The sequence below is a fragment of the Halomonas sp. IOP_14 genome (genome assembly GCF_021021315.1).
Classification (GTDB): Bacteria; Pseudomonadota; Gammaproteobacteria; order Pseudomonadales; family Halomonadaceae; genus Vreelandella; species Vreelandella titanicae.
On the sequence record NZ_JAINWD010000001.1, the window covers coordinates 99,214 to 123,688 of the forward strand.

Here is a 24,475-nt window from a genome sequence, read left to right on the forward strand (position 1 = left end):
GGTAAAGTGCGAGGGAGTGGAGAGAAAACAGCGCGACAACAAGCGCCTAGGCTGGCTTGTTCTCCTGGTCATCATCCTCTTCGTCATCGCGGCGGGTGTCGCGATAGGCTTCGAGTAGACGGATGCGTCGGGTGTCGGCATTGAGAATCACAAACCGCCAGCCGCCCAGAATGGTGTGTTCACCGCGCCGCGGTAGATGGCCAAACTGCTGCATTACCAGGCCGCCAACGGTATCGAACTCATCGTCAGAGAACTCGGTGTCAAAGCGTTCGTTGAAATCTTCGATGGGGGTCAGTGCGCGAATGGCGTAGCGGCCATTCTCTATTTCGCGGATATCGTCCTCTTCATCGGTATCGTGCTCATCTTCGATGTCGCCAACGATCTGCTCAAGAATATCTTCGATGGTGATAATGCCCGCGGTGCCGCCGTATTCATCCACCACCACTGCCATGTGATTGTGGGTATCCCGAAACTCTTTGAGTAGGCTGTTTAGCCGTTTTGATTCAGGGATAAACATCGCGGGGCGCAAAATGTCATCTAACTTGAACGCATCACGCTGGGCCTGTGTCTGGGAGAGCAGGGGGAGTAAATCTTTTACCAGCAGAATGCCTTTTACATCGTCCAGATTTTCGCCAATCACCGGGTAGCGGGAGTGGCCGGTTTCCTGAATCAGTGGTAGGTAGCCGTCGCTGGTTTGATCCAGAGCGATGGCTGAGACCTGGGAGCGAGGTATTAGCACTTCACGAACCTGCTGATCGCTGATATCAAGCGCCCCTTCGATGATCATAATGGCGTCTTGATCCAGCTTTAATTTCCCTGCGGTATGGCGTAAAAACGTCATCAGCTCATCGCGTGAGCTGGGTTCGTCATTGTCTCCGGAAAGGGCGCCAAAGAGTTTCTCGAGCCAGGATTTTTGATTGGGGTTGCTCGATCGGTCTTCGCTCATGCGTCAATTCTCTCGTTTGCGGGCAGACAGTTGCTATCTCGTTGACGACATCGTTATATAAACCATGTCGTCAGGTAGCTGTTTTATCACTGAAACGGGGGATAGTACCAGATTAGTTGTTACGTGATTTAACGCACTCACCGCTAAATAATAAAGAGGTAAGGGGCTAAGCGTGTTCCCTATTGAGCGGGGGGGCTGTCAGCATACGGATCAGGAATGCTTAGCTCGGCTAACAGCTCGCGCTCAAACTGCTCCATTTCCTCGGCCTCGTGATCATCAATATGATCGTAGCCCATTAAATGCAAGATGCCATGCACGACCATATGGGCGTAGTGGTGCTCGATCGACTTGTTTTGCTCGTTGGCTTCTTTGGCCACCACGGCATGGCAAATCACCAGGTCGCCGAGTAACGGTAAATCCACACCCGGCGGGCTCTCAAAAGGGAATGACAGCACGTTGGTGGTTTTGTCTTTGCCGCGGTAATCACGGTTGAGCGTTTGGCTTTCAAGCTCATCCACAAAGCGAATAGTCACTTCAAGACGCTGATCGTCAGGGTGGTGGGCAAACACACAGCCCACCCATTGGGTGAGCTGTGGCAGGCTGGGTAGCAGTGGTTCGTCAATCGCCGCCTGACGATCAACGATGACTTCAATGGCCTCGCTCATCGCGAACTATCCCATGCGTCTTCGCGTGCCTGCATACGTGCGTCACGCTCTTGCTGGCGTGCCTCGCGGCGAGCACGCTCTTCCACTTCCTGCTGGGATTCGAACATATCGTAGGCTTCGATAATGCGCTGTACCAGCGGGTGGCGTACCACATCCTTGGCGGCAAAGTGGGTGACGCCGATGCCTTGAGTGTCTTTCAACACGTCGAGCACCTGAATCAGCCCTGAACGCTGGCCTTTGGGGAGATCGACCTGGGTCACGTCGCCGGTAATCACGGCGGTGGAGCCAAAGCCAATCCGGGTCAGGAACATTTTCATCTGCTCCGGGGTGGTGTTCTGGCTCTCATCCAGAATGATGTAGGAGTTATTGAGTGTGCGGCCACGCATATAGGCCAGCGGGGCAATCTCAATCACCTGACGCTCAATCAGTTTTGCCACCTGCTCGAAGCCAATCATTTCATACAGGGCATCGTAAAGGGGCCGCAGGTAGGGATCGATTTTCTGGGCCAGGTCGCCGGGCAAGAAGCCAAGTTTTTCACCCGCTTCCACCGCCGGGCGCACGAGCAGGATGCGGCGTACTTCCTGTTGGTTGAGTGCCTCAACCGCGGCGGCAACAGCGAGGTAGGTTTTACCGGTACCCGCAGGGCCAATGCCGAAATTGATGTCGTGTTCACGGATACTTGATACGTAGCGCTGCTGGTTGAGCCCGCGCGGTTTGATCATGGTGCGTGGGGTGCGCATGATCACTTCATCGCTGCTGCCGACGCCGTCAGCTTCCTCTTCCAGCGCTTCAAGCCCGGACTCTTGCAGGAACAGGTGCACAGTGTCGGCCTCAAGTTCGCTCGCCGCTGTTTCGCGATAGAGGTGTTCCAACACGTTCGCCGCTGCTTTGATGCGGTTGGCTGGGCCCGCCAGTTGGAACACATTGCCCCGGTTGCGCAGCGTCACATCTAGGCGGCTTTCAATCAGCTTCAAATGCTCGTCCTGCTGGCCGCAAAGGCTAGCAAGGCGCTGCGGATCATTGGGTTCAAGGCTTAAGGTGATGATGCGATTGGCCTGAGGTGTTGGCTGGCTCAAGAGTGGGGAACCCCTCGTTAGTGTGTGTATCGTTCAGCTTACTGCCCCACCAGAAGCGGGGCAATGATCTATGCTAACTGAAAGGTACTTTATACAGTACGGTGCCGAGAGCAGGTTTCCGCGAGGGCGCTGTGAACCCTTCCTTGGGCGCTACTTTTGCCATCCCTGGCAAAAGACCCTCGCTACAACCTGTTCTCGCACTCGTTATCGGGCATTTATAAATGCGTTAAACAATCAATAGCGCTCAGGTGAGGCAAGCTCACCGCGTAGCGAATTGGGAAATGCCTCGGTGATCTCTACATCGACAAAGTAGCCGATTAGTTCGGTGGGGTTGGCAGCGCGGAAGTTAACCACTCGGTTATTCTCGGTACGCCCTGAGAGCTGGCCGGGGTCGCGGGGCGAAAAGCCGTTAACCAGTACACGCTGTGTGCTGCCGACCATGCGGCGGCTAATTTGCGCGGTTTGCTGAATGATCCGCTCCTGCAGAATCGCCAGACGCTGCTTTTTGACACTCTCCGGTGTTTCATCCGGCAGGCCAGAAGCAGGTGTGCCGGGGCGTGCGGAGTAAACGAAGCTGAACGAATGATCGAAGCCGATTTGATGAATTAAATTCATCGTCGCTTCAAAATCTTCTTCTGTTTCGCCGGGGAAGCCGATGATGAAGTCAGAAGAGAAGCTGATGTCCGGGCGGTTGGCGCGGATGCGCTCCATCTTTTCAATGTATTCGGCCGCCGTATGCCCGCGCTTCATGGCAGTAAGAATACGGTCTGAACCCGACTGTACCGGCAGGTGAAGGTGGCTCACCAGCTCAGGGATATCGGCAAAGGCGTCAACTAGGCTGTCGGTAAACTCCACCGGGTGTGAGGTGGTAAAGCGGATGCGGTCAATGCCCTCAACCGCCGCAACGCAGGCAATCAGTTCGGCCAGGTCGATTTCATCGCCAAGCTGGTTTTCACCGCGGTAGGCATTGACGTTCTGGCCCAACAGGTTGATCTCGCGCACGCCCTGGTCGGAAAGGTGAATGACTTCATCCATTACCGCCTCAAAGGGGCGCGAGACTTCTTCACCGCGGGTGTAGGGCACCACGCAGAAGGTGCAGTACTTTGAGCAACCTTCCATGATCGACACAAACGCCGTTGCGCCATCAGAAGAGGGCTTGGGCAGGTGGTCGAATTTTTCGATCTCTGGAAAGGTGACATCTACCGCCGCAATCTGATTATTGCCACGGGCATCCAGCATTGAGGGTACGCGGTGCAGGGTTTGCGGCCCGAACACCATGTCCACGTGAGGCGCGCGCTTGCGAATGGCTTCGCCTTCCTGGCTTGCCACGCAGCCGCCCACGCCAATCACCAGGTTGGGATTGGCGTCTTTAAGTTTTTTCCAGCGTCCCAGCTGATGAAAAACTTTTTCCTGCGCTTTTTCGCGAATCGAGCAGGTGTTTAACAGAATGACATCGGCTTCACGCTCATTATCAGTGAGTTCGAGCTGGTGAGATTCGCCGAGTAGATCCGCCATGCGGGAGGAGTCGTACTCGTTCATTTGGCAGCCGTGCGTTTTGATGAAGAGCTTCTTCGCCATCGGTACCTGTCATCTATGAGTCGTCGGGGGACGAGGATGAATGGAGTGTCGTCGTGCGGTCGGCAGTGATAGTGCCCGAACCGCTATCGTTAGTTGGCGCATTATACGGATACAAGAAACCAGCGGCTAGCGTTCATCCATAATCGATACTTGACCCTCACGATTCTATGGGTATACTACGCACCGTGTTTGAGCAGTTCCTCGATAGCTCAGTTGGTAGAGCAAATGACTGTTAATCATTGGGTCGCAGGTTCGAGTCCTGCTCGAGGAGCCAAGTTATCACATCAGTACTTCACAGGTACTGCGCATTAGCTAGCTGTTTAAGATATGCCGATACGGGGATATCTTCATATAACAGGTAGTGCACTGTTCCTCGATAGCTCAGTTGGTAGAGCAAATGACTGTTAATCATTGGGTCGCAGGTTCGAGTCCTGCTCGAGGAGCCATTTAATCCCCCCCTGTTAGTCTAAGTCTCACTGTTTCTTTAATACTCGCTGCTTAATGGCATCTGGGTGTTTTTCTGTGCCTGAATGCCGCGCATTCGCGCGGTGCTTACTGCTAACGGTTCTTGTGGCGTAAACTACACATAGTCAATCAGTCTGGGAAGTTTATGGTGGGCAAAGTGAATACACCGCAAGCCTTGCAGGTGTTTAAATGTTTAAGCGATGAGACGCGTTTGATGCTGGTACTGCTGGTGGCTCAAGAGCAGGAGCTTTGCGTGTGCGAAATGACCTATGCGCTGCAGGAGTCCCAGCCTAAAGTATCGCGTCATTTGGCTCAGCTGCGTCAGTGTGGGTTGCTGAGTGATCAGCGTGAGGGGCAGTGGGTCTATTACCGGCTTGCCCCCCAGTTGCCTGCCTGGGCTCATGAGGTTATTCGCGCGGGTGGCCAGGGCAGTGCCGCCCAGTTAGCTGCGCTGACTCGGCGCTTAACCAAAATGGGTGACCGGCCAGCCCGCCTGGCGGCGCTCTGTTGAAATCAGGGCTAAAGCCAGAGTTAAAACCAAAACGCCGCCCCTTGCGAAGGGGCGGCGTTTTTTTAACTAGCTTATTTTAACTCGGCGTACTTAGCGCTTTGCGGCTAACCGCTGAGTGTCTTGCAGGCGGGCGTAGTCGAGCAGGATTTCAGCCGATTCGAGCACATAGGCGCGATCAACAGCCAGTGCGTCATCTTCGTCGCTTTCCCCTTCACTGTCTTGGGTTGCCTCTGCGTCCTCAATTCCTTCTGTGACGCTTTCGGTGGCATCCGTACGAGCATCCATCCACTCATCCAGTTCTTCAAGGCCTAGTGCTCGGCGGCGTTGGTTTTCCAGCGAAAGCTGCTCGGCTTCCTGGGCTTCCATTTCACGCTTACGCTGCTCGCGATTTAGGCTCACGCTGGTATGCTGCTCACGTAGCTGGCGGGCCAGCGTGGACTGGCGCTCTAAATAGCGGAAGTTGGCGTTGTCCTCAGCGCGTGCGTCGTGCTGGGCTATCAGCTTGTCTAGCATGGTTTCAGGTTCGCCATAGCGGCGATACTGGACATTCTGAACGGTGTCCCAGGCCAAGGCATTATCCAAACTGCTTTCACCAATACGCTCGGGATCAATCAAACTGGGGAAGTCGATATCCGGCTCAACGCCGCGATTCTGGGTGCTGTCGCCGGAAATGCGGTAGAACTTGGCGCGAGTCAGTTTGATCTGACCATGGCTCAGCTCGTTGAGCGTCTGCACGGTGCCTTTGCCAAACGTCGGCGTGCCCAGTACTAAGCCGCGACCATAATCCTGAATCGCACCGGCAAAGATTTCCGAGGCAGAGGCGGAGAGGCGATTCACCAGCACCCCTAGCGGGCCGTCATAAAGTGTCCCTGCTTCGCTGTCGCCATACAGTTGAATGCGCCCCTGGGCATCGCGCACTTGTACGGTGGGGCCGCGGTCGATAAACAGGCCAATAAGCGAGTTGGCTTCCTGGAGCGCACCGCCGCCGTTGTTGCGTAGGTCAAGCACGATACCTTCCACGCCCTCTTCTTTAAGGCGTTCGACTTCTTTGGCAACATCGCGAGTAGTGCTGCGATACTCCTCTTCACCCGCTTGCCAGGCGTCAAAATCGACGTAGAACGTCGGGATGTTAATCACCCCTAAGCGGTGAGGTTCTCCATCACGCTCGACTTCAATCACTTCGCTATGGGCGGCTTGGTCTTCAAGGCTAACGGTGTCACGGGTAATCTCAACGGTTTGCGAGCGGGTCATATCCACCGCTTGGGCAGGTACCACGTCCAAGCGAACAACGGAGCCTTTGGGGCCACGAATCAGATCCACCACGTTGTCCAGGCGCATGCCGACCACATTGACCATCTCACCCTCTTCCTGGCCTACGGCGATGATGCGATCCGCTGGCTCAAGTACGCCGGCGCGCTCCGCTGGGCCGCCGGGCACAAGGCTGGAAACTTTGACATATTCACCATCGGACTGAAGTAGGGCGCCAATGCCCTCAAGGGAGAGGCTCATCTGAATATCGAAGGATTCGCCCTGGCGAGGGGAGAGGTAGCCAGTATGTGGGTCGATACTGCTAGTAACGGCTGCCATCAGTACGCCAAATACATCTTCAGACTCGGTTTGCTCCAGCCGCGTTAGTTGGCCTTCATAGCGCTGGCGCAGGTTGTCTTCAATCTGTTCGCTATCCTGATCGGTCAGGGCGAGCGTTAAGGCGTCGTTTTTAAGCCGCTTGCGCCATAGCTCGTCAAGCTCGCTTTGCCGGGATGCCCAGGGCGCCTCTTCACGATCAATTTCTAAACGCTCGTTGCTTTCAAAATCGAAATCAAGGCCTTCGTCCAGCTTTGCCAACAAAGACTCAAGGCGCGACCGTTGCCGATCACTAAAGGTGTTATAGAGATCAAACGCATCATCCAACTCACCATTGAAAAGAGCGTCTGCCATGCCCGTCTCTAAGTGACGATAGGGCTCGATATCACTGCGCAGCAGGTAGGCGCGCTGGCCGTCCAGAATATCCAAATAGCGTTGGAAGGCATCCTGCGACCACGCTTCATCAAATGTAATATCAGCATAATGGCCGTAGCGGAGCGAGTCCGCAATTTCCACTGCCGCCTGGCGTTGTTCGTCGGTCGGCTCAAGTTGCGCCAAGGCGGCTGGGCTGGTAACAACCAGCATGACAGCCAGGGCGACCGAACGCGAAAGCGTTGCAAACAAGCTCATCAGTCAAGCTCTCCCGGATTTGTGTACACTCATTCTTCCCTAGACTCGCATATGACCCATGAGTTGCGTAGGTCGAAGGGGTATTGTAGCAGGTCGCCTGCGCGATGAGACTCAATCATTACTGTTATGAGGATTTCCATGTCCGAGACTTTCAACGCTGATCGTTTAACGCGGTTATGCGATTTTCTGCGCCAATCACCGACCCCGTGGCACGCTGCAGGTAATATGGCTGAGCGATTGGAGCAAGCTGGTTTTCAGCGGCTGGAAGAGAAGGCCAATTGGCAGCTAACCCCGGGCAAGCGCTACTACGTCACCCGTAATGACTCGGCGATTATTGCTTTTCAGTTGCCTGAGTCTGAAGTGACGGCGCTGCGTATGATCGGTGCCCACACCGATAGCCCGGGGTTGCATCTAAAGCCTAACGCCACGCAGTGCTCTGCAGGCTGGCTACAGTTGGGAGTGCAGGTGTATGGCGGTGTTTTGTTAGCGCCGTGGTTTGACCGTGACCTGGGGCTGGCAGGGCGTGTGCATGTGCGCCATGCCGATGGTCGCTTGGAAAGCATATTGCTTAATGTCGATCGGGCTATTGCCATGGTGCCGAGTCTGGCGATTCACCTGGATCGTGATGTCAACGCAGGTCGGCCGATTAACCCGCAGACGCAAATGGCGCCAGTGTTGATGCAGAGCGATACGGCTACGCTAGGCGAGCTAGTGGCGCAATGGTTAGAAGAGCAGCACGGCCTGCGTGCAGTGGAAGTAGTGGACTTTGAATTAGGCTTTTACGATGTTCAGCCACCGTCCCTGGTTGGTGTTAAGCAAGAACTGGTGGCCAGCGCCCGGTTGGATAACCTGCTCTCCTGCTTCATCGGTTTAGAGTCACTCTTGGCTTGCGATGGCAGTCAAGGCGCTTTGTTGGTGGCCAACGATCACGAGGAAGTCGGCAGTGCCAGTGCTTGTGGTGCCCAAGGCCCATTCTTGGCGGATGTGCTAAAGCGCATTAATGGCCAGGTGGGCAAGGGAGACGACGAGTCGCTGATTCAACTGATTCAGTCGTCGCTGATGATTTCTTGCGATAATGCCCACGCACTGCATCCTAACTTTCGCGACAAGCACGATGAGCGCCATGGTCCAGCGATTAATGGTGGCCCGGTCATCAAGGTGAACTCCAGCCAGCGTTACGCCACCAATAGTGTCACTGGTGCGCTGTTTCGCGATGTCTGTCGTGAGGCTGACGTACCCGTGCAGTCGTTTGTTACCCGGGCGGATATGGGCTGTGGCAGTACGATTGGCCCGATTACCGCCACCGAGCTGGGTGTGCCCACTATTGATGTGGGGGTGCCTCAATGGGCGATGCATTCGATTCGGGAAACCGCGGGTACTAAAGATGTCGAGTATCTAACCCGCGCCCTAACGCTATTTCTAAACCGTCCTGCGTTAAGCTAGTCCAAGCAAATAGCTGAATTTTGCTTAGCAATAACAGCTTTGCAACACAAAAAAGCCCGCTAAATAAAATTAGCGGGCTTTTAATATGCTTGGTGGCTACGCCCTGATTTGAACAGGGGACCCCATCATTATGAGTGATGTGCTCTAACCAGCTGAGCTACGTAGCCTTTCAACGGGGGCGAATGATACTGATAACCCCGCCTTCAGTCAATGTTTTATTGCTGGTCGTATGGGTGTTGCCGCTTACACATTAAAGCGGAAGTGCACCACATCGCCATCTTTGACAATGTACTCTTTGCCTTCCAGGCGCCATTTCCCGGCGTCTTTGGCTGCCTGCTCACCGCCTAGCGATACGAAGTCCTCATAGGCAACCACTTCAGCACGGATAAAGCCTTTTTGGAAGTCGGTGTGAATCACGCCAGCGGCTTCTGGGGCTGTGGCACCTTCTTTCACTGTCCAGGCGCGCACTTCTTTAACACCGGCAGTGAAGTAGGTTTGCAGACCCAGCAGTGAGTAGCCCGCGCGAATGACACGATCAAGGCCTGGTTCATCCATGCCCATCTCACTTAAGAACATCGAGCGCTCTTCATCATCCAGCTCGGCAATTTCGGCTTCCAGCTGATTGCAAACAGGCACCACAAGCGCGCCTTCTTCAGCGGCGATTTCGTTAACAATATCCAGGTAAGGATTGTTCTCAAAACCATCTTCATTGACGTTAGCGATGTACATAGTTGGCTTCAGAGTCAAAAAGCCGAAGCTCTTCACCTGTCGCTGCTCTTCCTCGCTTAAGCCAAAGCTGCGTAGCGGTAAGCCTTCCGCAACGTGGGGCTGAATACGATCAAGAATCGCCTTAGTGGCAATGGCCTCTTTATCACCGCCTTTCACCGAACGAACCAGACGCTGGCTGGCTTTTTCGACAGTATCCAGGTCGGCCAGCGCCAGCTCTAAATTGATCGTTTCGATATCGGCGCGCGGGTCGACCTGGTTGGCTACGTGGATAACGTTGTCGTTATCGAAGCAGCGCACCACATGAGCAATCGCCTGGGTTTCACGAATGTTAGCCAGAAACTTGTTGCCTAAGCCCTCACCTTTGGAGGCCCCGGCGACCAAGCCAGCAATGTCGACGAACTCCATGGTGGTCGGCAGTACTTTTTGCGGCTTGACGATCTCGGCGAGCTTATCAAGGCGCGGATCCGGCATCGGCACGATACCCACGTTCGGCTCAATGGTACAGAAGGGGAAGTTTTCTGCATCGATGCCTGACTTGGTCAGTGCATTGAATAGTGTGGACTTGCCGACGTTAGGCAGGCCGACGATGCCGCAATTGAAACCCATAAAATGTTCCTGAGAATAAGGTGGTAGGGCGTAAAAGTAATCGCCATTCTACGAGATGCGCTAGCCATCAGCTACCGGCGTAACTTAACAGCTTTTGGCGGCGTCTATGCTGGCTTGAGGCTGTGCAGCTGGTTCATGGCTTTGGCCCAGTCTCCCGCGAGCGCTAGCGGCAGGGTGGTGACACACTCGTCCATGGCGCGAACAATGGCCTCGTGTTCGGCCTTGCCGGGACGCCCCAATACATAATTAGTGACTTGGCGTGCCTCGCCGGGGTGACCAATGCCAATTCGTACCCGGTGAAACTGCTTCTGGCCGCCTAGTGCGCTAATAATATCGCGCAGGCCATTGTGGCCTCCATGCCCGCCACCGGTTTTGTAGCGTGCTTGGCCGGGGGGGAGGTCGAGCTCGTCGTGGGCGACCAGTAGGTTTTCAGGGGCAAGTTTGAAAAACTGGCACAAGGCTGCCACCGCGGCGCCACTGCGATTCATAAAGGTGGCAGGGTTGAGCAGGTGTAGCTCATGGTCGCCTAGGCGCACCTTGGCGTAGTGGCCGAAAAATTTCTTTTCCGGTCGTAGCTCTGCATGGGCGCTCTGCGCAATAGCCTCTACCAGCCAGAAACCGGCGTTATGGCGCGTGGCTTCATATTCCGCTCCGGGGTTGCCTAATCCAATAATGGCTGTTACCTGGCTCATCTTCCCACCTCGCACAAAATATTCAGAAGACCAAAACTATCCAGAAGACTAAAACAATCCAGAAAACATGGTTGACGCCGCGCCAGCGACGGCCCTAAAAAAAATCAAGCGCCGAGGCGCTTGATTCTAACATCGTGTCAGCATCACAAGGGCCATGCAGGCATGGCCCCAATAAGATGCTTAACGGGATACTTACTCGGCGCTGCTGTCTTCTTCGCCTTCGCTTTCACCATCTTCATCTTCTGCATCAGCACGCACTTTTACTTTCGTGATGCTGAGTACTGCATTGTCGTGCTCTTCACCGTGGGACAGGTCAACTGAGGTGACGCCGGCCGGCAGGGTAAGGTCAGACAGGTGCAGTGTCGTGCCAAGCTCAACGGCAGCGATGTCGACTTCGATAAAGTCAGGCAGGTCTTTCGGCAAGCAGCTGATCGCCACTTCGTTGGCCAGTACGTGCAGTTCGCCGCCTTGGTCTTTGATACCGACACACTTCTCTTCGCCCGTCACGTGCAGTGGCACGTTGATGGTGATTTCGTGAGTCGCATCAACGCGCAGGAAGTCGGCGTGGGTCAGCAACGGCTTGAAAGGGTGACGCTGCAGGTCACGAACAACGACTTGCTCTTCTTTGCCTTCGATCATCAGTTTGATGACGGAAGAGAAGAAAGACTCATCTTCAATCGCTTTGTAGAAAGCGGTTTTTTCAACAGCGATGGACTGCGCGCCTTTTTCGCCACCGTATACAACGGCCGGCACTTGCTGGTTCGCACGACGCAGGCGGCGGCTCGCACCTTTCCCCAGGTCGTTACGAACGCTGGCTTTCAGGATAAAATCAGACATGGAATTGCCTCTTAGTTTAAGTAAGGAAGACGCCGCCGACCGCGACCAGACGACGACGTTTCCGTGGCCCCAAAAGGGGGCTGTATCGTCAGCGGATTAGTGGAACATCGCGCTGACAGATTCTTCGTTGCTGACCCGGCGAATTGCCTCAGCGATCAGTCCAGCAACGCTCAACTGGCGAATTTTTCCGCTACGACGGGCAACGTCAGATAGCGGGATGGTGTCGGTCACCACCACTTCATCCAGTACGGAGTTGGTAATATTATCGACCGCAGGGCCGGACAGGATCGGGTGTGTCGCATAGGCCACCACGCGCTTGGCGCCGTGATCTTTTAACGCTTCACCGGCTTTACACAGCGTGCCTGCGGTGTCGATCATGTCGTCGACTACGACACAGGTGCGGCCCTCAATCTCGCCGATGATATGCATCACCTGGGCCTGGTTGGCCTGAGGGCGACGCTTATCGATAATGGCGAGATCGGCATTCAGCTGTTTGGCGATGGCACGGGCGCGAACAACGCCGCCCACGTCAGGGGAAACAACGACGAGGTCGCTGTAATTCTGACGCTCGATATCATCCAGCAGAATGGGAGAGCCGTAGACGTTGTCCACAGGAACATCAAAGAAGCCCTGGATCTGATCAGCATGTAGATCCATGGTCATCACGCGGTCAACGCCTGCTTTAACCATCATGTCCGCCACTACTTTGGCGGAAATCGGTACCCGTGCGGAGCGCACGCGGCGATCCTGGCGAGCATAGCCAAAGTAGGGAAGTACCGCCGTGATGCGAGTTGCCGAGGCGCGACGCAGTGCGTCGACCATCAGGATCAACTCCATCAGATTGTCGTTTGTCGGTGCACAGGTGGATTGTAGAATGAAGACATCCTTACCGCGCACGTTCTCATTGATCTCGACTGCGATTTCGCCGTCGCTGAATTGACCCACCGTAGCGTTACCCATACGGCTGTCTAAGCTCTCGGCAATTTTTTGAGCGAGTGCGGGATTGGCGTTCCCGGCGAAAACCATCAATTTTGACACGCGCAGCCACCTTTGCAGTGTTGGGGATCAGGGGTAAAAACGCAGGCCATTGTTGGGTTGGCTGGGGTACCAGGATTCGAACCTGGGAATGCCGCTACCAAAAAGCGGTGCCTTACCACTTGGCGATACCCCAGCAATAACCTAACGCGCTGACCGGGCGCTTTTAACTGCCCAGAGCGGGACTGTAAATAGCCCAGAGCGGGACTATGAACTGCCCAGAGCATCATGTAGGGGAGAGGTGTTGAGTCCGCGTGCTACCCATGCCGGCCAATGTTGTCCCGCTAATTGCGCGATTGCTTGTGCCGATTGCTGTGTATCGAAAGCAGCAAACAGACAAGCCCCCGTGCCGGTCAACCGACTAGGTGCGTGCTGTGCAAGCCAGTTCAGGGCTTCCGCAATTGGCGGATAGCGTTCCTTTACCACGGCCTCACAGTCATTGCGCCACTCCGGCGCTCCCCCCTGCAGTGCGCGCGCCATAGTAATGGGGCGGCTGTCACGTGTCAATTGCGGGTCTTGGAAGACGCCTGACGTAGACACACTAATACCCGGGTGAATAATCACAAACCAAGGGGTATCAAGCGTCACCGGGGTAAGCCGTTCGCCAACGCCTTCGCCCCAGGCGCTATGGCCATGTACGAATACCGGTACATCGGCCCCCAGCTGAAGCCCCAGACGAGCTAGTTCGACTAACGGCAGATTGAGCTGCCAGAGGTGGTTGAGCCCCACTAATGCGGTGGCTGCGTTGGAACTGCCACCCCCTAAACCGCCTCCCATCGGCAACTGCTTATCGATCGTAAGCGTAGCGCCTAGTGCAGTGCCGCTATGCTGTTGCAATAACCGTGCGGCGCGTACGATCAAATTGTCATCGTGGCTAACGCCGCTAACCTCACTGGTTAACTGAATTTCCCCGTCATCGCGGGGGGCCAACGTAAGGTGGTCGCACAGGTCGATAAACTGAAATAGCGTTTGCAGTGCGTGGTAGCCGTCTTCACGACGGCCCACTATATGCAGCATACGGTTAAGCTTGGCCGGCGCGGGAAGCGTTAATGGCGCGTTCATTGAAACGGTTACCTTTACTCTTCGCTAGCTTGCCACTGGTTGACGACCAGCGTAATACGCACATCATCGTAGTGCATGACCATGCGCCGTGGCAGCCATAAATCGTCGACTTTCTCCCAGTCGCGGTAGTCGATTTCCCAGCCGTCTTGGGTAAGATGGCTAGGAAAGCCCAGTTCGTCGGTTTCTAGCTGATAACTGCCGGTATTGTCATTATCAGGATCACCGGGCAGGCCGCGCACCCAGTTGGGCATAGCGGTGACGGGGAGTGACCAGCCCAACTGCTCTTCCATAAGCGCTTCTGGGGTTTCTGCCTCAAAGCGGCCGTCGCTATTGGAGAGGGAGAAACGTCCCTCGCGCCCCTCAAGCACGTTGCGTCCGCCGCCAAAGGGCCCGCTGATCAGCATACGGAAATAGTAGGGGGTTTGATTCCAGTCCAGGTTGGCGCTGACGTTCTCTTCTGGGGTGCGCAATCCTGCCTTGCCGACCAGCGTCCAGGTATCGAATGCTTCTACATCGGCCTGCTGGCGTTCCCACTGACCTGCCTGGCGGCCACTTTCATCCATGGGAGCCTGGGAGGCACAGCCGGCGAGCAAGAGAAGCGCGAAGCCGGCAAGCCAGAGGCGCGAAGTGTGACGTGTCAATGGCCAGCGGGGCGAGGGGGACGTCAGTGTCAACATAAACAGGCTCCATGTCAGGTGGTTATAGCGCAAGGGTAACATGATGGGGGCGCTTAAAATGGGGTTCGCAGGGTTAGGGTGCCTCTGGCGGCGTTAGTTCAGGACTTATTTAAGGACTGAGCTCAGGATAACGCTCGAGTAGCCCGTCGATCAGTGGGTGTTGGTTCGTCCGCTGCATGATTTGCTGGATCAACTGGCGCGCTTCTTCATCACGCCCCAGTGCATTTAGCACTTCGGCCAGATGCGCAGCGACCTCCTGGTCAGGTAGCTGCATATAGGCGCTTTCAAGCCAGGGCAGCGCTTCTTCAGGTTCGCCAAGGCGGAAGTAGACCCAGCCCATGCTATCGAGCACGGCAGGGTTGTCCGGATCAGCCTCGTAGGCACGCTCAATCAGCTCAAACGCCTCTTGCAAGCGCCCTGGCAAGTTAAGGTCGGCCAGTGTGTAGCCCAGCGCATTGAGCGCTTCGGCATTGTCTGGGTCGGTGCGCAGTATCTGACGCAAATCCTGCTCCATGCCCGCGATGTCGCCTGCTTCCCAACGCCGCATGGCACGCATATAAAGCAGCGATGCGTCATCAGGTGTACGGCTAATTTCGCGGTCTAATAGCGCATCAGCGTCCGCAGGTTGATTTATTTCGTCCAGCAACTGGACTTCGAGCATCACCAATTCAGTAAAGTAATTATCAAAGCGCATCCGTTCAATGCGTAGGAAGGCGCGAGCATCCAGCAGACGATCTTCCTCAATCAGCATTTGCGCGGCCGCCGCGCGAGCGGGCAAAAATTCACTGCCCTCGCTGACTTGGCGATAATAGAGCAGCGCATTATCGATATCGCCTTGCTCTTGGGTGATGGCGCCAAGTAGGTAATAGGCTAAATCTGGCACGTTAGGTTGGCCAATCAGCGGCTGCAGCAAGCGTTGCGCGGGTTCGGGGTGCCCCTCTTCCAGATAAAGCTGGGCTAGCGATAAGCGCAGATCTTCATTGCCTGCATGGCTCTCTAGCAGAGCGTTGGTTTGCACTTCAGCCGCGCTAATATTGTTAAGGCGGATTTCTGCTTGAGCCAGTAGCAGGATAAACCGCACATCGTCAGGGGCGAGTTCAAGGCCCTGTTGGGCAGCGCGTTGAGCGGCCGGGTAATCCTCAACCTCCAGTGCCAAGCGAGCTTTCACCAACCATAACGCAGCAGATTCGGGGTCGAGCAACTCGACTTGATCAAGCCGCCGCTGGGCAAGCGTTGTATCACCCAGGGCAGCCTCAATCAGTGCCGTGCCCAACAGTACATCGCTGTGATGGGGCAGTTGGTCAGTGTTTGGGCGGGCTAAATGCTCACGCAGCTGCTGGGCGATCAACGTTAATGGTGCCTCTTCAGCCACCGCGATCTCTGCAAAGGCGGTGATATCGCCATGGCCGCCAGCTTCAGCAATCGCAATGCGCTGTTCAAGGCTGTCGAGCCAATCACCACGCTGCAGTGAAAAGGCCGCCAGCAGACGATTGGGTGCTTCTGCCTGGGGGGCAAGCTCTCGCCAGCGAAGTGCCGAGGCTTCGACTAATGAAGCTTCATCGCCAAAGCGGGCCGCGAAGGTGGCGCGTTCAGCAAGCGCTGGCTCGCGATAGCGCTTAGCCGCTTCCAGGTAGCCCTGGCTCGCGTAGCGATAGTCGCCACGCTGGCCAGCAAGCTCAGCGCCCAGCAGCGTACTGAGCCCCGCGGCATCCAGCCCGCGGGTTATTGGCGGCGCATTGCGCATTGGGTCATCGGCCCAGGTGCCGAGGTGGCTATCCTGAGGGCTGGGCGTAGATTGGCAGGCGCTCAGCAGCAGAGCAGCATAAGCGGCCAAAGGTAATCGCATCGAATGCCGGAACATAGCGCTCACTAGTGAGAAGCCCGAACAGGTAGAGCCCTTTAAACCAGGGCCCAATAAAGAAAAGCGAGGTCGCATGCGTCTCTCGATTAAGTGGCCAGATGCCCAGCATAGCGGCTTGCCTGCCTGCGGCAAAGTGGTGTGGGCCAGATGATAGCCTGCTGTGATAGAATGTTCCTCCTTGAAAAAGTGGTCAGCAAACTTTATGCCTACTTATTAAAGACCATTGTAGGCAGCTTACAGATATTTGTAGGTAGCGCCGAACCACGCTAAAGACTTGTTTTAGCAAGCCCTAATTGACGGTGCAGCCGCTTATCATCACGACGGCTGCCAAAAAGTCCGACACACTAGCGAAGACGCATAACGCATGACGCTTCTTGCCCTGGGAATAAATCATCGTACCGCCAGCGTGGCCGTGCGTGAGCAGGTGGCTTTTACGCCAACGCAGCTTGAAACCGCATTGGCTGAATTGCGTAACCTGCCACAAATCAGTGAAGCGGCGGTGCTCTCTACCTGCAACCGCACGGAGCTTTACTGTGTCACGGATGCGGCTGGCGAGCAGGCAGTACTCAATTGGCTCGGACGCTTTCATAACTTACGCGTCGATGAGCTGATGCGCTGTGCCTACCACTATCTAGACAACGATGCAGCGCGCCATTTAATGCGCGTAGCGGTTGGCCTGGATTCCATGGTGCTGGGCGAGCCGCAGATTCTGGGGCAGTTGAAGGATGCCTATCAGCAGGCGCGCCAATCCAAGGGCTTGGGTGGCGAGCTTGAACGCCTGTTCCAGCATACCTTCGCGGTGGCCAAACAGGTGCGCACCGAAACCGGCATCGGTAAAAACCCCGTTTCAGTGGCTTACGCTGCCGTCAGCATGGCCAGCCGCATTTTCGATGACTTTAGCCGTTCTCGGGCGTTGCTAATAGGCGCCGGTGAAACTATTGAATTAGTTGCGCGCCATCTAAATGAGGCGGGGGTCCGAGAGCTTACGGTTGCTAACCGCACCCGAGAGCGCGCTGAGTTGGTCGCCGGCCCTCTGGGAGGAACGGCGATCACCCTGCAAGAGATTCCTGACGCTCTCGAGAACGCCGATATTGTGATCTCTTCCACCGCGTCCCCGCTGCCTATACTTGGTAAAGGCATGGTTGAGCGCGCGCTCAAAAAACGTCGCCATCGGCCGGTATTTATGGTCGATATCGCGGTGCCTCGGGATATTGAGCCCGAAGTGGGCGAATTAGCGGATGTGTTTCTTTACACCGTGGATGACCTGGAAGAGGTTATCCAGGAAAATCGCCGCCATCGCCAGGTTGCCGCTGACCAAGCCGAGTCGCTGATCGAACACGGGGTGGGTAGTTGGCAGCATGAGCGGCGTATTCGTAATGGTGGTGAACTGATCCGCGACTACCGCCAGCATGGTGAAGCGCTGCGCGATCTTTCCCGCGACCAAGCGTTGGAGCGGCTGGCACGAGGTGAAGATCCGGCTAAAGTCATTGAGCGCTTGGCGCATCAATTGACTAACCGTTTGCTCCACCAGCCCACCCAGGCCATACGCGATGCAGCGTCTGAAGAGCACCACGATTTACTCAACGCCGCTCCGCGCCTGCTGTTGCCCACTAAGCCTGCCTTTGAGACTACACCAGCGCCCCCGGTTAACTGCCAGAAGGATGATACGCCCGCATGAAAGAGACTCTGCGCCAACGCTTAGACAGCTTTACCGAACGCTTTGAAGAGCTGGCGATGCTGCTGTCGGATCCCGACGTGATCAATAACCAGCAACGCTTTCGCGATTATTCGCGTGAGTATGCTGAGTTAGAGGAGCTGGTGGCGGCCTGGCAGCGCTATCGTGATATTGAAACCAATATGCACGAAGCCGAGCAGCTTAGCCGCGATAGCGACGCGGACATGCGCGAGTTGGCGGAGATGGAGCTAAGCGAAGGGCGGGAGCGGTTAGCCGAGCTGGATATCGAGCTGAAGCGCCTGCTGGTGCCTAAAGACCCTGATGATGGCCGTGGGGTGTTTCTGGAAGTGCGTGCTGGTACCGGCGGCGACGAAGCGGCAATTTTTGCCGGTGACCTGTTTCGCATGTACTCCCGCTACGCTGAAAAACGTGGTTGGCGGGTCGAGGTGGTGAGCGCCAGTCATGGCGAGCAGGGCGGCTACAAAGAGATCATTTCCCGCGTCAAAGGCGATGGTGTTTACGCCCAGCTGAAATTTGAATCCGGCGCCCACCGCGTACAGCGCGTCCCTGCGACCGAGTCCCAGGGCCGCATTCACACCTCTGCTTGCACCGTCGCAGTGATGCCTGAAGTCGATGACGTGGGCGATATCGATATCAATCCTTCGGATCTGCGCGTGGATACCTACCGCTCCAGCGGCGCCGGTGGTCAGCACGTTAACACCACGGACTCTGCGATCCGCATTACTCACCTGCCTACCGGCGTGGTGGTGGAGTGTCAGGAAGAGCGCAGTCAGCATAAAAACCGTGCCAAAGCGATGTCGCTGCTGGCCGCGAAGTTGAAGCGTAACGCCGTCGATAGCCAGCGTCAGACGCAAGCAGATGCACGCCGTTCGCTAGTGGGTTCGGGGGATCGCAGTGAGCGTATCCGCACCTATAATTTCCCCCAGGGGCGGATTACCGACCATCGCATTAATTTGACGCTTTATAAACTCAATGAAGTGGTCAGCGGCGAGCAGTTGGATGACGTGATTAGCCCGCTGATTCACGAGTATCAAGCGGAACAGCTCTCAGCCCTTCAGGATGTCTAATGACCCTTGATGCGCTGTTGAAACAGGCTGCCCAACGTTTGCAGGCGGCGGGTTCCAGCTCGCCGCGTATCGACGCTGAAGTGCTGTTATGCCACGTGCTCGGGCGTGATCGCACTTGGCTCTACACCTGGGGCGATAAAATATGCTCCTTATGGGAGCAGGCCCGTTTCGATGCGCTCATCGCTGCACGTTCCCAGGGCACTCCGGTTGCCTACCTTACCGGGGAACGCGAATTTTGGGGGCTGCGCTTAGCCACCTCACCTGATACGTTGATACCCAGGCCTGATACTGAAACCCTGGTTGAGCTTGCCCTAAAGCGGGCGACGCTCCCCTCAGGCCGGCTGCTCGATCTTGGCACGGGAACGGGTGCCATTGCCCTGGCATTTGCCAGCGAACAACCTCACTGGCAGATAGTGGGGGTGGATCTGCGCTTTGAGGCGGTCGCGTTGGCAACCCGTAACGCGCGCTCGTTAGGCATATCCAATGCTAGGTTTTTACAGAGTGATTGGTTTGCTGCTTTGGAAACGTGTGCGGATGCAGATAAGCAGTTCGATATTATCGTCAGTAATCCCCCGTATATTGCCGCCGATGATCCTCATCTAGCCGAAGGCGATGTGCGTTTTGAGCCACGCTCAGCGCTGGTTGCTAACGCCTGCGGCATGGCGGATTTGCTGCATTTGGTAAACTCCGCGCAGCGCTATCTAGCGGCTTCTGGTTGGTTGCTGCTAGAGCACGGCTATAAACAGGCCGAAATGGTGCGTGAGGCGCTTGAGCGCGCTGGCTATAAAAACGTTGAAAGTGCTCGTGACCTGGGGGGGCATGAACGGGTTACCCTGGGGCACCTTTAATAACTGCCTGATTCATCAGTATTGGATCCTGCCATGAAACCAAAAAATAGAACGCTGGACCGTATCGACCTTAAAATCCTGCGCTGCTTGCAGGAAAATGCGCGTATTTCTTACGTCGATTTAGCTTCGGAAGTGGGTTTATCCACAACCCCTTGCCTTGAACGCGTTAAGCGTTTGGAGAAAGCGGGTATTATTCGTGGTTACCAAGCCATTCTTGACCCGCGGGCTTTGAAGGCCAATTTATTAGTTTTTGTCGAGATCAGCTTAGAAACGCAATCGCCAGCGGTCTTTGATGAGTTTCGCCGTGCCGTCGAGAAGCTACCGCAGATTCAGGAGTGCCACCTTGTCTCGGGTCAGTTCGACTACATCTTGAAGTGCCGCATTCCCGAAATGGCCGCTTACCGCCAGCTATTGGGCGATGTGGTGTTAACGCTACCGGGTGTGAAAGAGTCGAAAAGCTACGTGGTGATGGAAGAGGTCAAAGAGAGCTTCAATTTACACATTCCTGCCTTCGAGGAATTTGAGGATAAGTAAGCCGATGATGGATGACCAGGCGCTGCTGCGCTATAGCCGTCAGATCATGCTGCCCGAGGTGGATTACGAGGGCCAAGAGCGCCTGCAATCTGCCCATGCAGTAATTATTGGGGCCGGCGGTTTGGGCTCTCCGGCAGCGCTCTATTTAGCTGCTGCTGGGATAGGGCGTATCACCATCGCCGATGCAGATCATGTCGAGCTTTCCAATCTTCAACGGCAAATTGCCCATCAGCAGTCCAGTATTGGTTTAAATAAAGCGCACTCTGCCCAGGCCAGCATGTGCGCACTCAATCCCCACTGCCAAGTGGTTGCGTTAGACCAACATGTTGAAGGCGAATCGCTTGAGCAGTTAGTCGCTTCGGCGGATGTGGTGCTCGACTGTACCGACCGTTTCTCAAGCCGCTATGCGGTGAATGCGGCGTCCCAAAAAGCAGGTGTGCCGCTGGTATCGGGTGCGGCAATTCGCTTTTCAGGTCAGTTGGCAGTCTTTGACCCACGCAATGCCGAGTGTCCCTGCTACGCCTGCCTCTATCCGCCCGACGAAAGTGGCGATGAAGCGCTAAGCTGCTCAGAAAGTGGCGTCATGGCGCCACTGGTGGGCTTGATCGGCTGCTTTCAGGCGGTTGAAGCCTTTAAGCTGCTTAGTGGCGCAGGTTCTGCCCACCAAGGCCTCTCTACCTTTGATGGTTTAAGCGGCCAATGGCGGCACTTCCTAGTGCCTCGCGATCCCGCTTGCCCAGTGTGCGCTCAGCGCCTCTGATGTGCTGAAAGCGGCTTAATCGTTAGCTTTTGCTTCTGTGGTGTCATGCTCTGCGGCGTTCGCACTCGTGGTTGAATGCTTTTCAACGGTTGCTTTTGGCGAGGTTTTAGTCATGCTGCCGATAGCGTCGCTAAAGGCACTTTTCAGCACATCGTTGTCGGGGTTCATATCGATACTGCCGTGGAAAACGCTGCCATCTTCAAGTACCAGGCAGGGGGCAACAATAGTGCCTGAAACCTGGGCTCCCTTATGAATGGTTGCGCGGTGGTGTGCCACCAGGTTTCCGGTTACCTCGCCTGATATATGCAGTGTGTGAGCAAATACATCGCCGTTGATATAGCCATTGGCACCTAGCGTCACGGTGTGTTGTTTACAGGTGATAATGCCGCTTACGCGTCCCTCTACCGTCAAATCCTCATCGCTATTAATGTCTCCCTCCACTTGCGTATGACCCCCAATAACGGAGAGGCTTGGTCGCGCACTGCTGGTTGGCGTGCCTGGTGTTGCTGATGAGCGTGTATCAGGTGGCGTTAGCGCCGCAGCCTTATTCTCAGGTGGGGCATTCTTGGCTTTGTTAAACATAGGGTGGCTCCTAGTGAATGACGCCAGAGCGCCTTTGGGGTGCGTGGTATTGAGCATTGAATACCTTAATCGGCTTGTTACTGTCTCAAAGCCTGGAGTTAAGCCAAGTGAGTGGGCTTATTCACGCCGCCGCAATATAAAAGAGCGAGTATAACGTTAGCTGGGGCAACCACATCTAAAGCGGCAGGAAGCGGTATGGGCATTCAAGTATGGTTTATTGTGCTGGGCGTTGGCGTAATGACGCTGATCGTATGGGATGGCAAGCGCCGTAAGCTAAAACAGCGCGCTTTAAGCGCCGCAGGGAGACCACACAAAGCGCCTGCAGTGGATTCCGCTTCCATCTCAGAACACCCCTTTGAAGCAATGTCGCCACCTGAAGAAGCCTCCGCTGTGACGTCTCCCGCCATCCAGTGCATGCCAGGTGGCAGCCGAATTGGGTCAGCCACTCATATTTTAGGCAAAGTGATCGCCGATGAGCCTGTGCTCATTAAGGGCCGTTTGGAGGGGACTCTTATTGCGCCTAATCATCCTGTCTCTGTGACTGCCTCTGGCCACGTCGCATCGTATCTTGAAGGCAACAGTGTCGATATTGACGGAAAAATGGTCGGTACGCTTAAAGCCAACACTAAAGCCACACTGCTGTCTCGGGCGCGTATTCAGGGGATAGTCGAGGCGCCTAGCCTAGAGTGCATGGCGGGAGCTTGGCTCCAGGTGGATGTGGCTAAGAAGGTCAACCTACACAAAATTGCCATGGTGTCTTAACCGCTAGCTGCTACATCTGTCACGCTATTTATTATACCAACGTCTAGATTCGCTCTGCAGTGCTTCAGTTGGTTTTAACCTGGCCGATACCTAATTAAATGACTTATAAACGAAAAAGGGATCAACGGGATGAAGCACCTCTCTATTAAATGGAGCCTGACTGCTGCGTTAGCCTTGCTGGTGCTTATGATTGGGTTGATCAGTGGTCTTGGTTTTTTTGCTAATCACAATAGCTCTCAGGCGCTTGAAGAACTGACGGCTACCAACGTGCGGCTGACGAATTTAGCCAACCGCACGCAAGTCAATGCACTCAGAGCACAAACGTTTTTAGACCGCTCGGCAAGTTTTAGCACTCAGGGTAATCCAGAAAAGGGGCAGGAGAGCCTTGCCATGGCTGCAGAGGCGGTAGCTGAGGCAGAGGCACGTTTTAATGAGTTTCGTGCTGTGCCAATCAATCCTGAAGGCACACTTGCACCCCACCGTGATGCGATTATCAGCGCTTACAATGCCTTTGTGACAGAGGGCATTTCGCCACTGCTCGAGGCCGCCCCTTTCCAAATCCAGCGCAGGCAAGAGGAACTGGGAGTATTAAGCGCCGAGCTGGATCTGGCCATGAGCGGTTTTATTGCTTATACCGAAGAGCGTGGCGCTAGCGTTCTTCAGCAGGTCAATCGCTTGGCGACGACTATTGGCGTCATTGCGATTACCCTTTTAGTGATTTCACTGGTGGCCGTGGTGGTCATTCGGTGGGCAATGATGCGTAGCGTTGTAAGGCCCCTTCGGCGTGCCAGTGAGCATTTTGCACGGATTGCTGATGGTGATCTGACAGGTCAAATTGAAGATCGGGGCCGTAATGAAATTGGTCAGTTGTTCGGTGGCCTGGCGGCCATGCAGGAGAAGTTAAAACAGCTGGTGATAGCATTGAGAGGCAGTAGCGAACAGGTCTTCAGCGGGGCGGGTGATATCTCTGCGGGAAGCCAGGATCTCTCTTCACGAACCGAGCAGCAGGCCTCCGCGCTTCAGCAAACCGCTTCCAGCATGGAGGAGATGTCGACGACGGTAAGTAAAAATGCTGAAACGGCCGAAGAAGCGGATCAGCTCTCGGTGGCGGCATCACAGTCGGCGGAGACAGGTGGTGAAGAGGTGGAGCGCACGGTGCAACTCATGCGTGAGATTGCAGCCAGTGCGAGCCAGGTAAACGATATTATCGGTGTGATTGACTCTATTGCCTTCCAAACCAATATTTTAGCGCTCAATGCATCGGTTGAAGCCGCACGTGCAGGCGAACAAGGTCGTGGCTTTGCCGTGGTGGCCAGTGAAGTTCGCTCACTAGCGACGCGAAGTGCTGACTCGGCCAAAGAGATTCGTAGCCTGATCGAGCAGACCACCACGAAGATTAACGGCGGCGCTGAACAAGCGGAGCGCAGTGGACAGACGATTTATCAAACAGTGGATGCGATTCGTCAAGTCACCACTCTGATGGGCGAAATTTCGACCGCGACGCGGGAGCAGAATAGTGGCATTGAGCAGATTAACGCTGCTCTTACTGAAATGGATTCGGTCACTCAGCAAAACGCAGCGCTGGTGCAACAAACCAGCTCGGCGGCTAGCGCTCTAGAGGGGCAGGCCCGTGAGCTGGCCGACTTGATGGCTACCTTCCGCATTGATGAGAGTGCTACCAGCGCTGTTGCGCTGACGCATAAGGACACTACTCAGCAGCAACAAGTTGACGGTCGTATTGAGCCAGCGCCACGCCAGCAGGCGACGCAAAGTAAAAAAGAGGCCGTCGATGAATGGGATGAGTTCTAGGTCTGAATTAACTACAAGCT

At 55.3% G+C, this 24,475-nt stretch carries 22 protein-coding genes and 4 tRNA genes; 11 read left to right on the forward strand and 15 right to left on the reverse strand.

Features of this window, described 5'->3' with window-relative positions; translation table 11 throughout:
• Positions 1 to 46: 46 nt before the first annotated feature.
• The 4 genes from K7H09_RS00465 to miaB form a co-directional block, all read right to left on the reverse strand.
• Positions 47 to 946 (reverse strand): HlyC/CorC family transporter, encoded by a 900-nt coding sequence (locus K7H09_RS00465; RefSeq protein WP_009288231.1) that lies wholly within the window; start codon positions 944 to 946, stop codon positions 47 to 49.
• 179 nt (positions 947 to 1,125) lie between these two features.
• Positions 1,126 to 1,611, reverse strand: coding sequence for an rRNA maturation RNase YbeY (gene ybeY, locus K7H09_RS00470; RefSeq protein WP_009288232.1), 486 nt, complete (start codon positions 1,609 to 1,611; stop codon positions 1,126 to 1,128).
• On the reverse strand, positions 1,608 to 2,687 hold the full coding sequence (locus tag K7H09_RS00475) for a PhoH family protein (RefSeq protein ID WP_009288233.1): 1,080 nt from the start codon (positions 2,685 to 2,687) through the stop codon (positions 1,608 to 1,610). The genes ybeY and K7H09_RS00475 overlap by 4 nt, the downstream gene beginning before the upstream one ends.
• A 234-nt stretch (positions 2,688 to 2,921) precedes the next feature.
• Positions 2,922 to 4,265: a tRNA (N6-isopentenyl adenosine(37)-C2)-methylthiotransferase MiaB gene (gene miaB / locus K7H09_RS00480; protein WP_009288234.1), complete on the reverse strand. Its 1,344-nt coding sequence runs from the start codon at positions 4,263 to 4,265 to the stop codon at positions 2,922 to 2,924.
• 198 nt (positions 4,266 to 4,463) lie between these two features.
• Between miaB and K7H09_RS00485 the strand changes: the two genes are divergently transcribed.
• From K7H09_RS00485 to K7H09_RS00495, 3 genes are all read left to right on the forward strand, one after another.
• Positions 4,464 to 4,539 (forward strand) — tRNA-Asn (locus K7H09_RS00485).
• A 96-nt stretch (positions 4,540 to 4,635) separates the two neighbouring features.
• Positions 4,636 to 4,711 (forward strand) — tRNA-Asn (locus K7H09_RS00490).
• Positions 4,712 to 4,875: 164 nt separating this feature from the next.
• Positions 4,876 to 5,241: a metalloregulator ArsR/SmtB family transcription factor gene (locus K7H09_RS00495; protein WP_022522558.1), complete on the forward strand. Its 366-nt coding sequence runs from the start codon at positions 4,876 to 4,878 to the stop codon at positions 5,239 to 5,241.
• A gap of 90 nt (positions 5,242 to 5,331) precedes the next feature.
• On the opposite strand, the gene K7H09_RS00500 is transcribed toward K7H09_RS00495, so the two are convergent.
• Positions 5,332 to 7,455, reverse strand: coding sequence for a carboxy terminal-processing peptidase (locus K7H09_RS00500; RefSeq protein ID WP_230803118.1), 2,124 nt, complete (start codon positions 7,453 to 7,455; stop codon positions 5,332 to 5,334).
• 138 nt (positions 7,456 to 7,593) lie between these two features.
• On the opposite strand from K7H09_RS00500, the gene K7H09_RS00505 reads away from it, so the two are divergent.
• Positions 7,594 to 8,898 (forward strand): M18 family aminopeptidase, encoded by a 1,305-nt coding sequence (locus tag K7H09_RS00505; protein WP_230803120.1) that lies wholly within the window; start codon positions 7,594 to 7,596, stop codon positions 8,896 to 8,898.
• 90 nt (positions 8,899 to 8,988) lie between these two features.
• On the opposite strand, the gene K7H09_RS00510 is transcribed toward K7H09_RS00505, so the two are convergent.
• The 9 genes from K7H09_RS00510 to K7H09_RS00550 all read right to left on the reverse strand — a co-directional run bounded on the left by K7H09_RS00510 (position 8,989) and on the right by K7H09_RS00550 (position 16,472).
• Positions 8,989 to 9,065 (reverse strand) — tRNA-Met (locus tag K7H09_RS00510).
• 76 nt (positions 9,066 to 9,141) lie between these two features.
• On the reverse strand, positions 9,142 to 10,233 hold the full coding sequence (gene ychF / locus K7H09_RS00515) for a redox-regulated ATPase YchF (protein WP_041158247.1): 1,092 nt from the start codon (positions 10,231 to 10,233) through the stop codon (positions 9,142 to 9,144).
• Between the two features lie 104 nt (positions 10,234 to 10,337).
• Positions 10,338 to 10,925 carry an aminoacyl-tRNA hydrolase gene (pth, locus tag K7H09_RS00520; protein ID WP_022522562.1) on the reverse strand — a complete coding sequence of 196 codons (588 nt, stop codon included), beginning with the start codon at positions 10,923 to 10,925 and terminating at the stop codon, positions 10,338 to 10,340.
• 192 nt (positions 10,926 to 11,117) lie between these two features.
• Complete coding sequence (locus K7H09_RS00525) at positions 11,118 to 11,762, reverse strand: 50S ribosomal protein L25/general stress protein Ctc (protein ID WP_009287568.1); 645 nt, start codon at positions 11,760 to 11,762, stop codon at positions 11,118 to 11,120.
• Between the two features lie 96 nt (positions 11,763 to 11,858).
• Complete coding sequence (locus K7H09_RS00530; RefSeq protein WP_009287569.1) at positions 11,859 to 12,800, reverse strand: ribose-phosphate pyrophosphokinase; 942 nt, start codon at positions 12,798 to 12,800, stop codon at positions 11,859 to 11,861.
• Between the two features lie 58 nt (positions 12,801 to 12,858).
• A tRNA-Gln gene (locus tag K7H09_RS00535) sits at positions 12,859 to 12,933 on the reverse strand.
• Positions 12,934 to 13,004: 71 nt separating this feature from the next.
• On the reverse strand, positions 13,005 to 13,859 hold the full coding sequence (gene ispE / locus K7H09_RS00540; protein WP_230803121.1) for a 4-(cytidine 5'-diphospho)-2-C-methyl-D-erythritol kinase: 855 nt from the start codon (positions 13,857 to 13,859) through the stop codon (positions 13,005 to 13,007).
• A 14-nt stretch (positions 13,860 to 13,873) separates the two neighbouring features.
• Positions 13,874 to 14,536 carry a lipoprotein insertase outer membrane protein LolB gene (gene lolB / locus K7H09_RS00545; protein ID WP_022522563.1) on the reverse strand — a complete coding sequence of 221 codons (663 nt, stop codon included), beginning with the start codon at positions 14,534 to 14,536 and terminating at the stop codon, positions 13,874 to 13,876.
• A 109-nt stretch (positions 14,537 to 14,645) separates the two neighbouring features.
• Positions 14,646 to 16,472, reverse strand: coding sequence for a tetratricopeptide repeat protein (locus K7H09_RS00550; RefSeq protein WP_230803122.1), 1,827 nt, complete (start codon positions 16,470 to 16,472; stop codon positions 14,646 to 14,648).
• Positions 16,473 to 16,761: 289 nt separating this feature from the next.
• On the opposite strand from K7H09_RS00550, the gene hemA reads away from it, so the two are divergent.
• From hemA to K7H09_RS00575, 5 genes are read left to right on the forward strand one after another with little or no spacing between them, the layout of a single operon-like run.
• The gene (gene hemA / locus K7H09_RS00555; protein WP_230803123.1) at positions 16,762 to 18,075 is read left to right on the forward strand and encodes a glutamyl-tRNA reductase; all 1,314 of its coding nucleotides are present in this window, start codon (positions 16,762 to 16,764) and stop codon (positions 18,073 to 18,075) included.
• A complete protein-coding gene (gene prfA, locus K7H09_RS00560; RefSeq protein ID WP_009287574.1) occupies positions 18,072 to 19,160 on the forward strand; it encodes a peptide chain release factor 1 in 1,089 nt (362 codons plus the stop codon). Before hemA ends, prfA begins: the two co-directional genes overlap by 4 nt.
• Complete coding sequence (gene prmC / locus K7H09_RS00565; protein ID WP_141440842.1) at positions 19,160 to 20,008, forward strand: peptide chain release factor N(5)-glutamine methyltransferase; 849 nt, start codon at positions 19,160 to 19,162, stop codon at positions 20,006 to 20,008. The genes prfA and prmC overlap by 1 nt, the downstream gene beginning before the upstream one ends.
• Positions 20,009 to 20,041: 33 nt before the next feature.
• The gene (locus K7H09_RS00570) at positions 20,042 to 20,542 is read left to right on the forward strand and encodes an Lrp/AsnC ligand binding domain-containing protein (protein ID WP_007113443.1); all 501 of its coding nucleotides are present in this window, start codon (positions 20,042 to 20,044) and stop codon (positions 20,540 to 20,542) included.
• 4 nt (positions 20,543 to 20,546) lie between these two features.
• Positions 20,547 to 21,302: a HesA/MoeB/ThiF family protein gene (locus tag K7H09_RS00575; protein ID WP_141440843.1), complete on the forward strand. Its 756-nt coding sequence runs from the start codon at positions 20,547 to 20,549 to the stop codon at positions 21,300 to 21,302.
• A 15-nt stretch (positions 21,303 to 21,317) separates the two neighbouring features.
• Here the strand turns inward: K7H09_RS00575 and K7H09_RS00580 are convergent, their stop codons facing one another.
• A complete protein-coding gene (locus K7H09_RS00580; protein WP_022522569.1) occupies positions 21,318 to 21,884 on the reverse strand; it encodes a bactofilin family protein in 567 nt (188 codons plus the stop codon).
• A gap of 195 nt (positions 21,885 to 22,079) precedes the next feature.
• On the opposite strand from K7H09_RS00580, the gene K7H09_RS00585 reads away from it, so the two are divergent.
• Positions 22,080 to 22,646: a bactofilin family protein gene (locus K7H09_RS00585; RefSeq protein ID WP_152419273.1), complete on the forward strand. Its 567-nt coding sequence runs from the start codon at positions 22,080 to 22,082 to the stop codon at positions 22,644 to 22,646.
• A gap of 129 nt (positions 22,647 to 22,775) precedes the next feature.
• On the forward strand, positions 22,776 to 24,455 hold the full coding sequence (locus K7H09_RS00590) for a methyl-accepting chemotaxis protein (RefSeq protein WP_009287580.1): 1,680 nt from the start codon (positions 22,776 to 22,778) through the stop codon (positions 24,453 to 24,455).
• Positions 24,456 to 24,475: the final 20 nt, after the last annotated feature.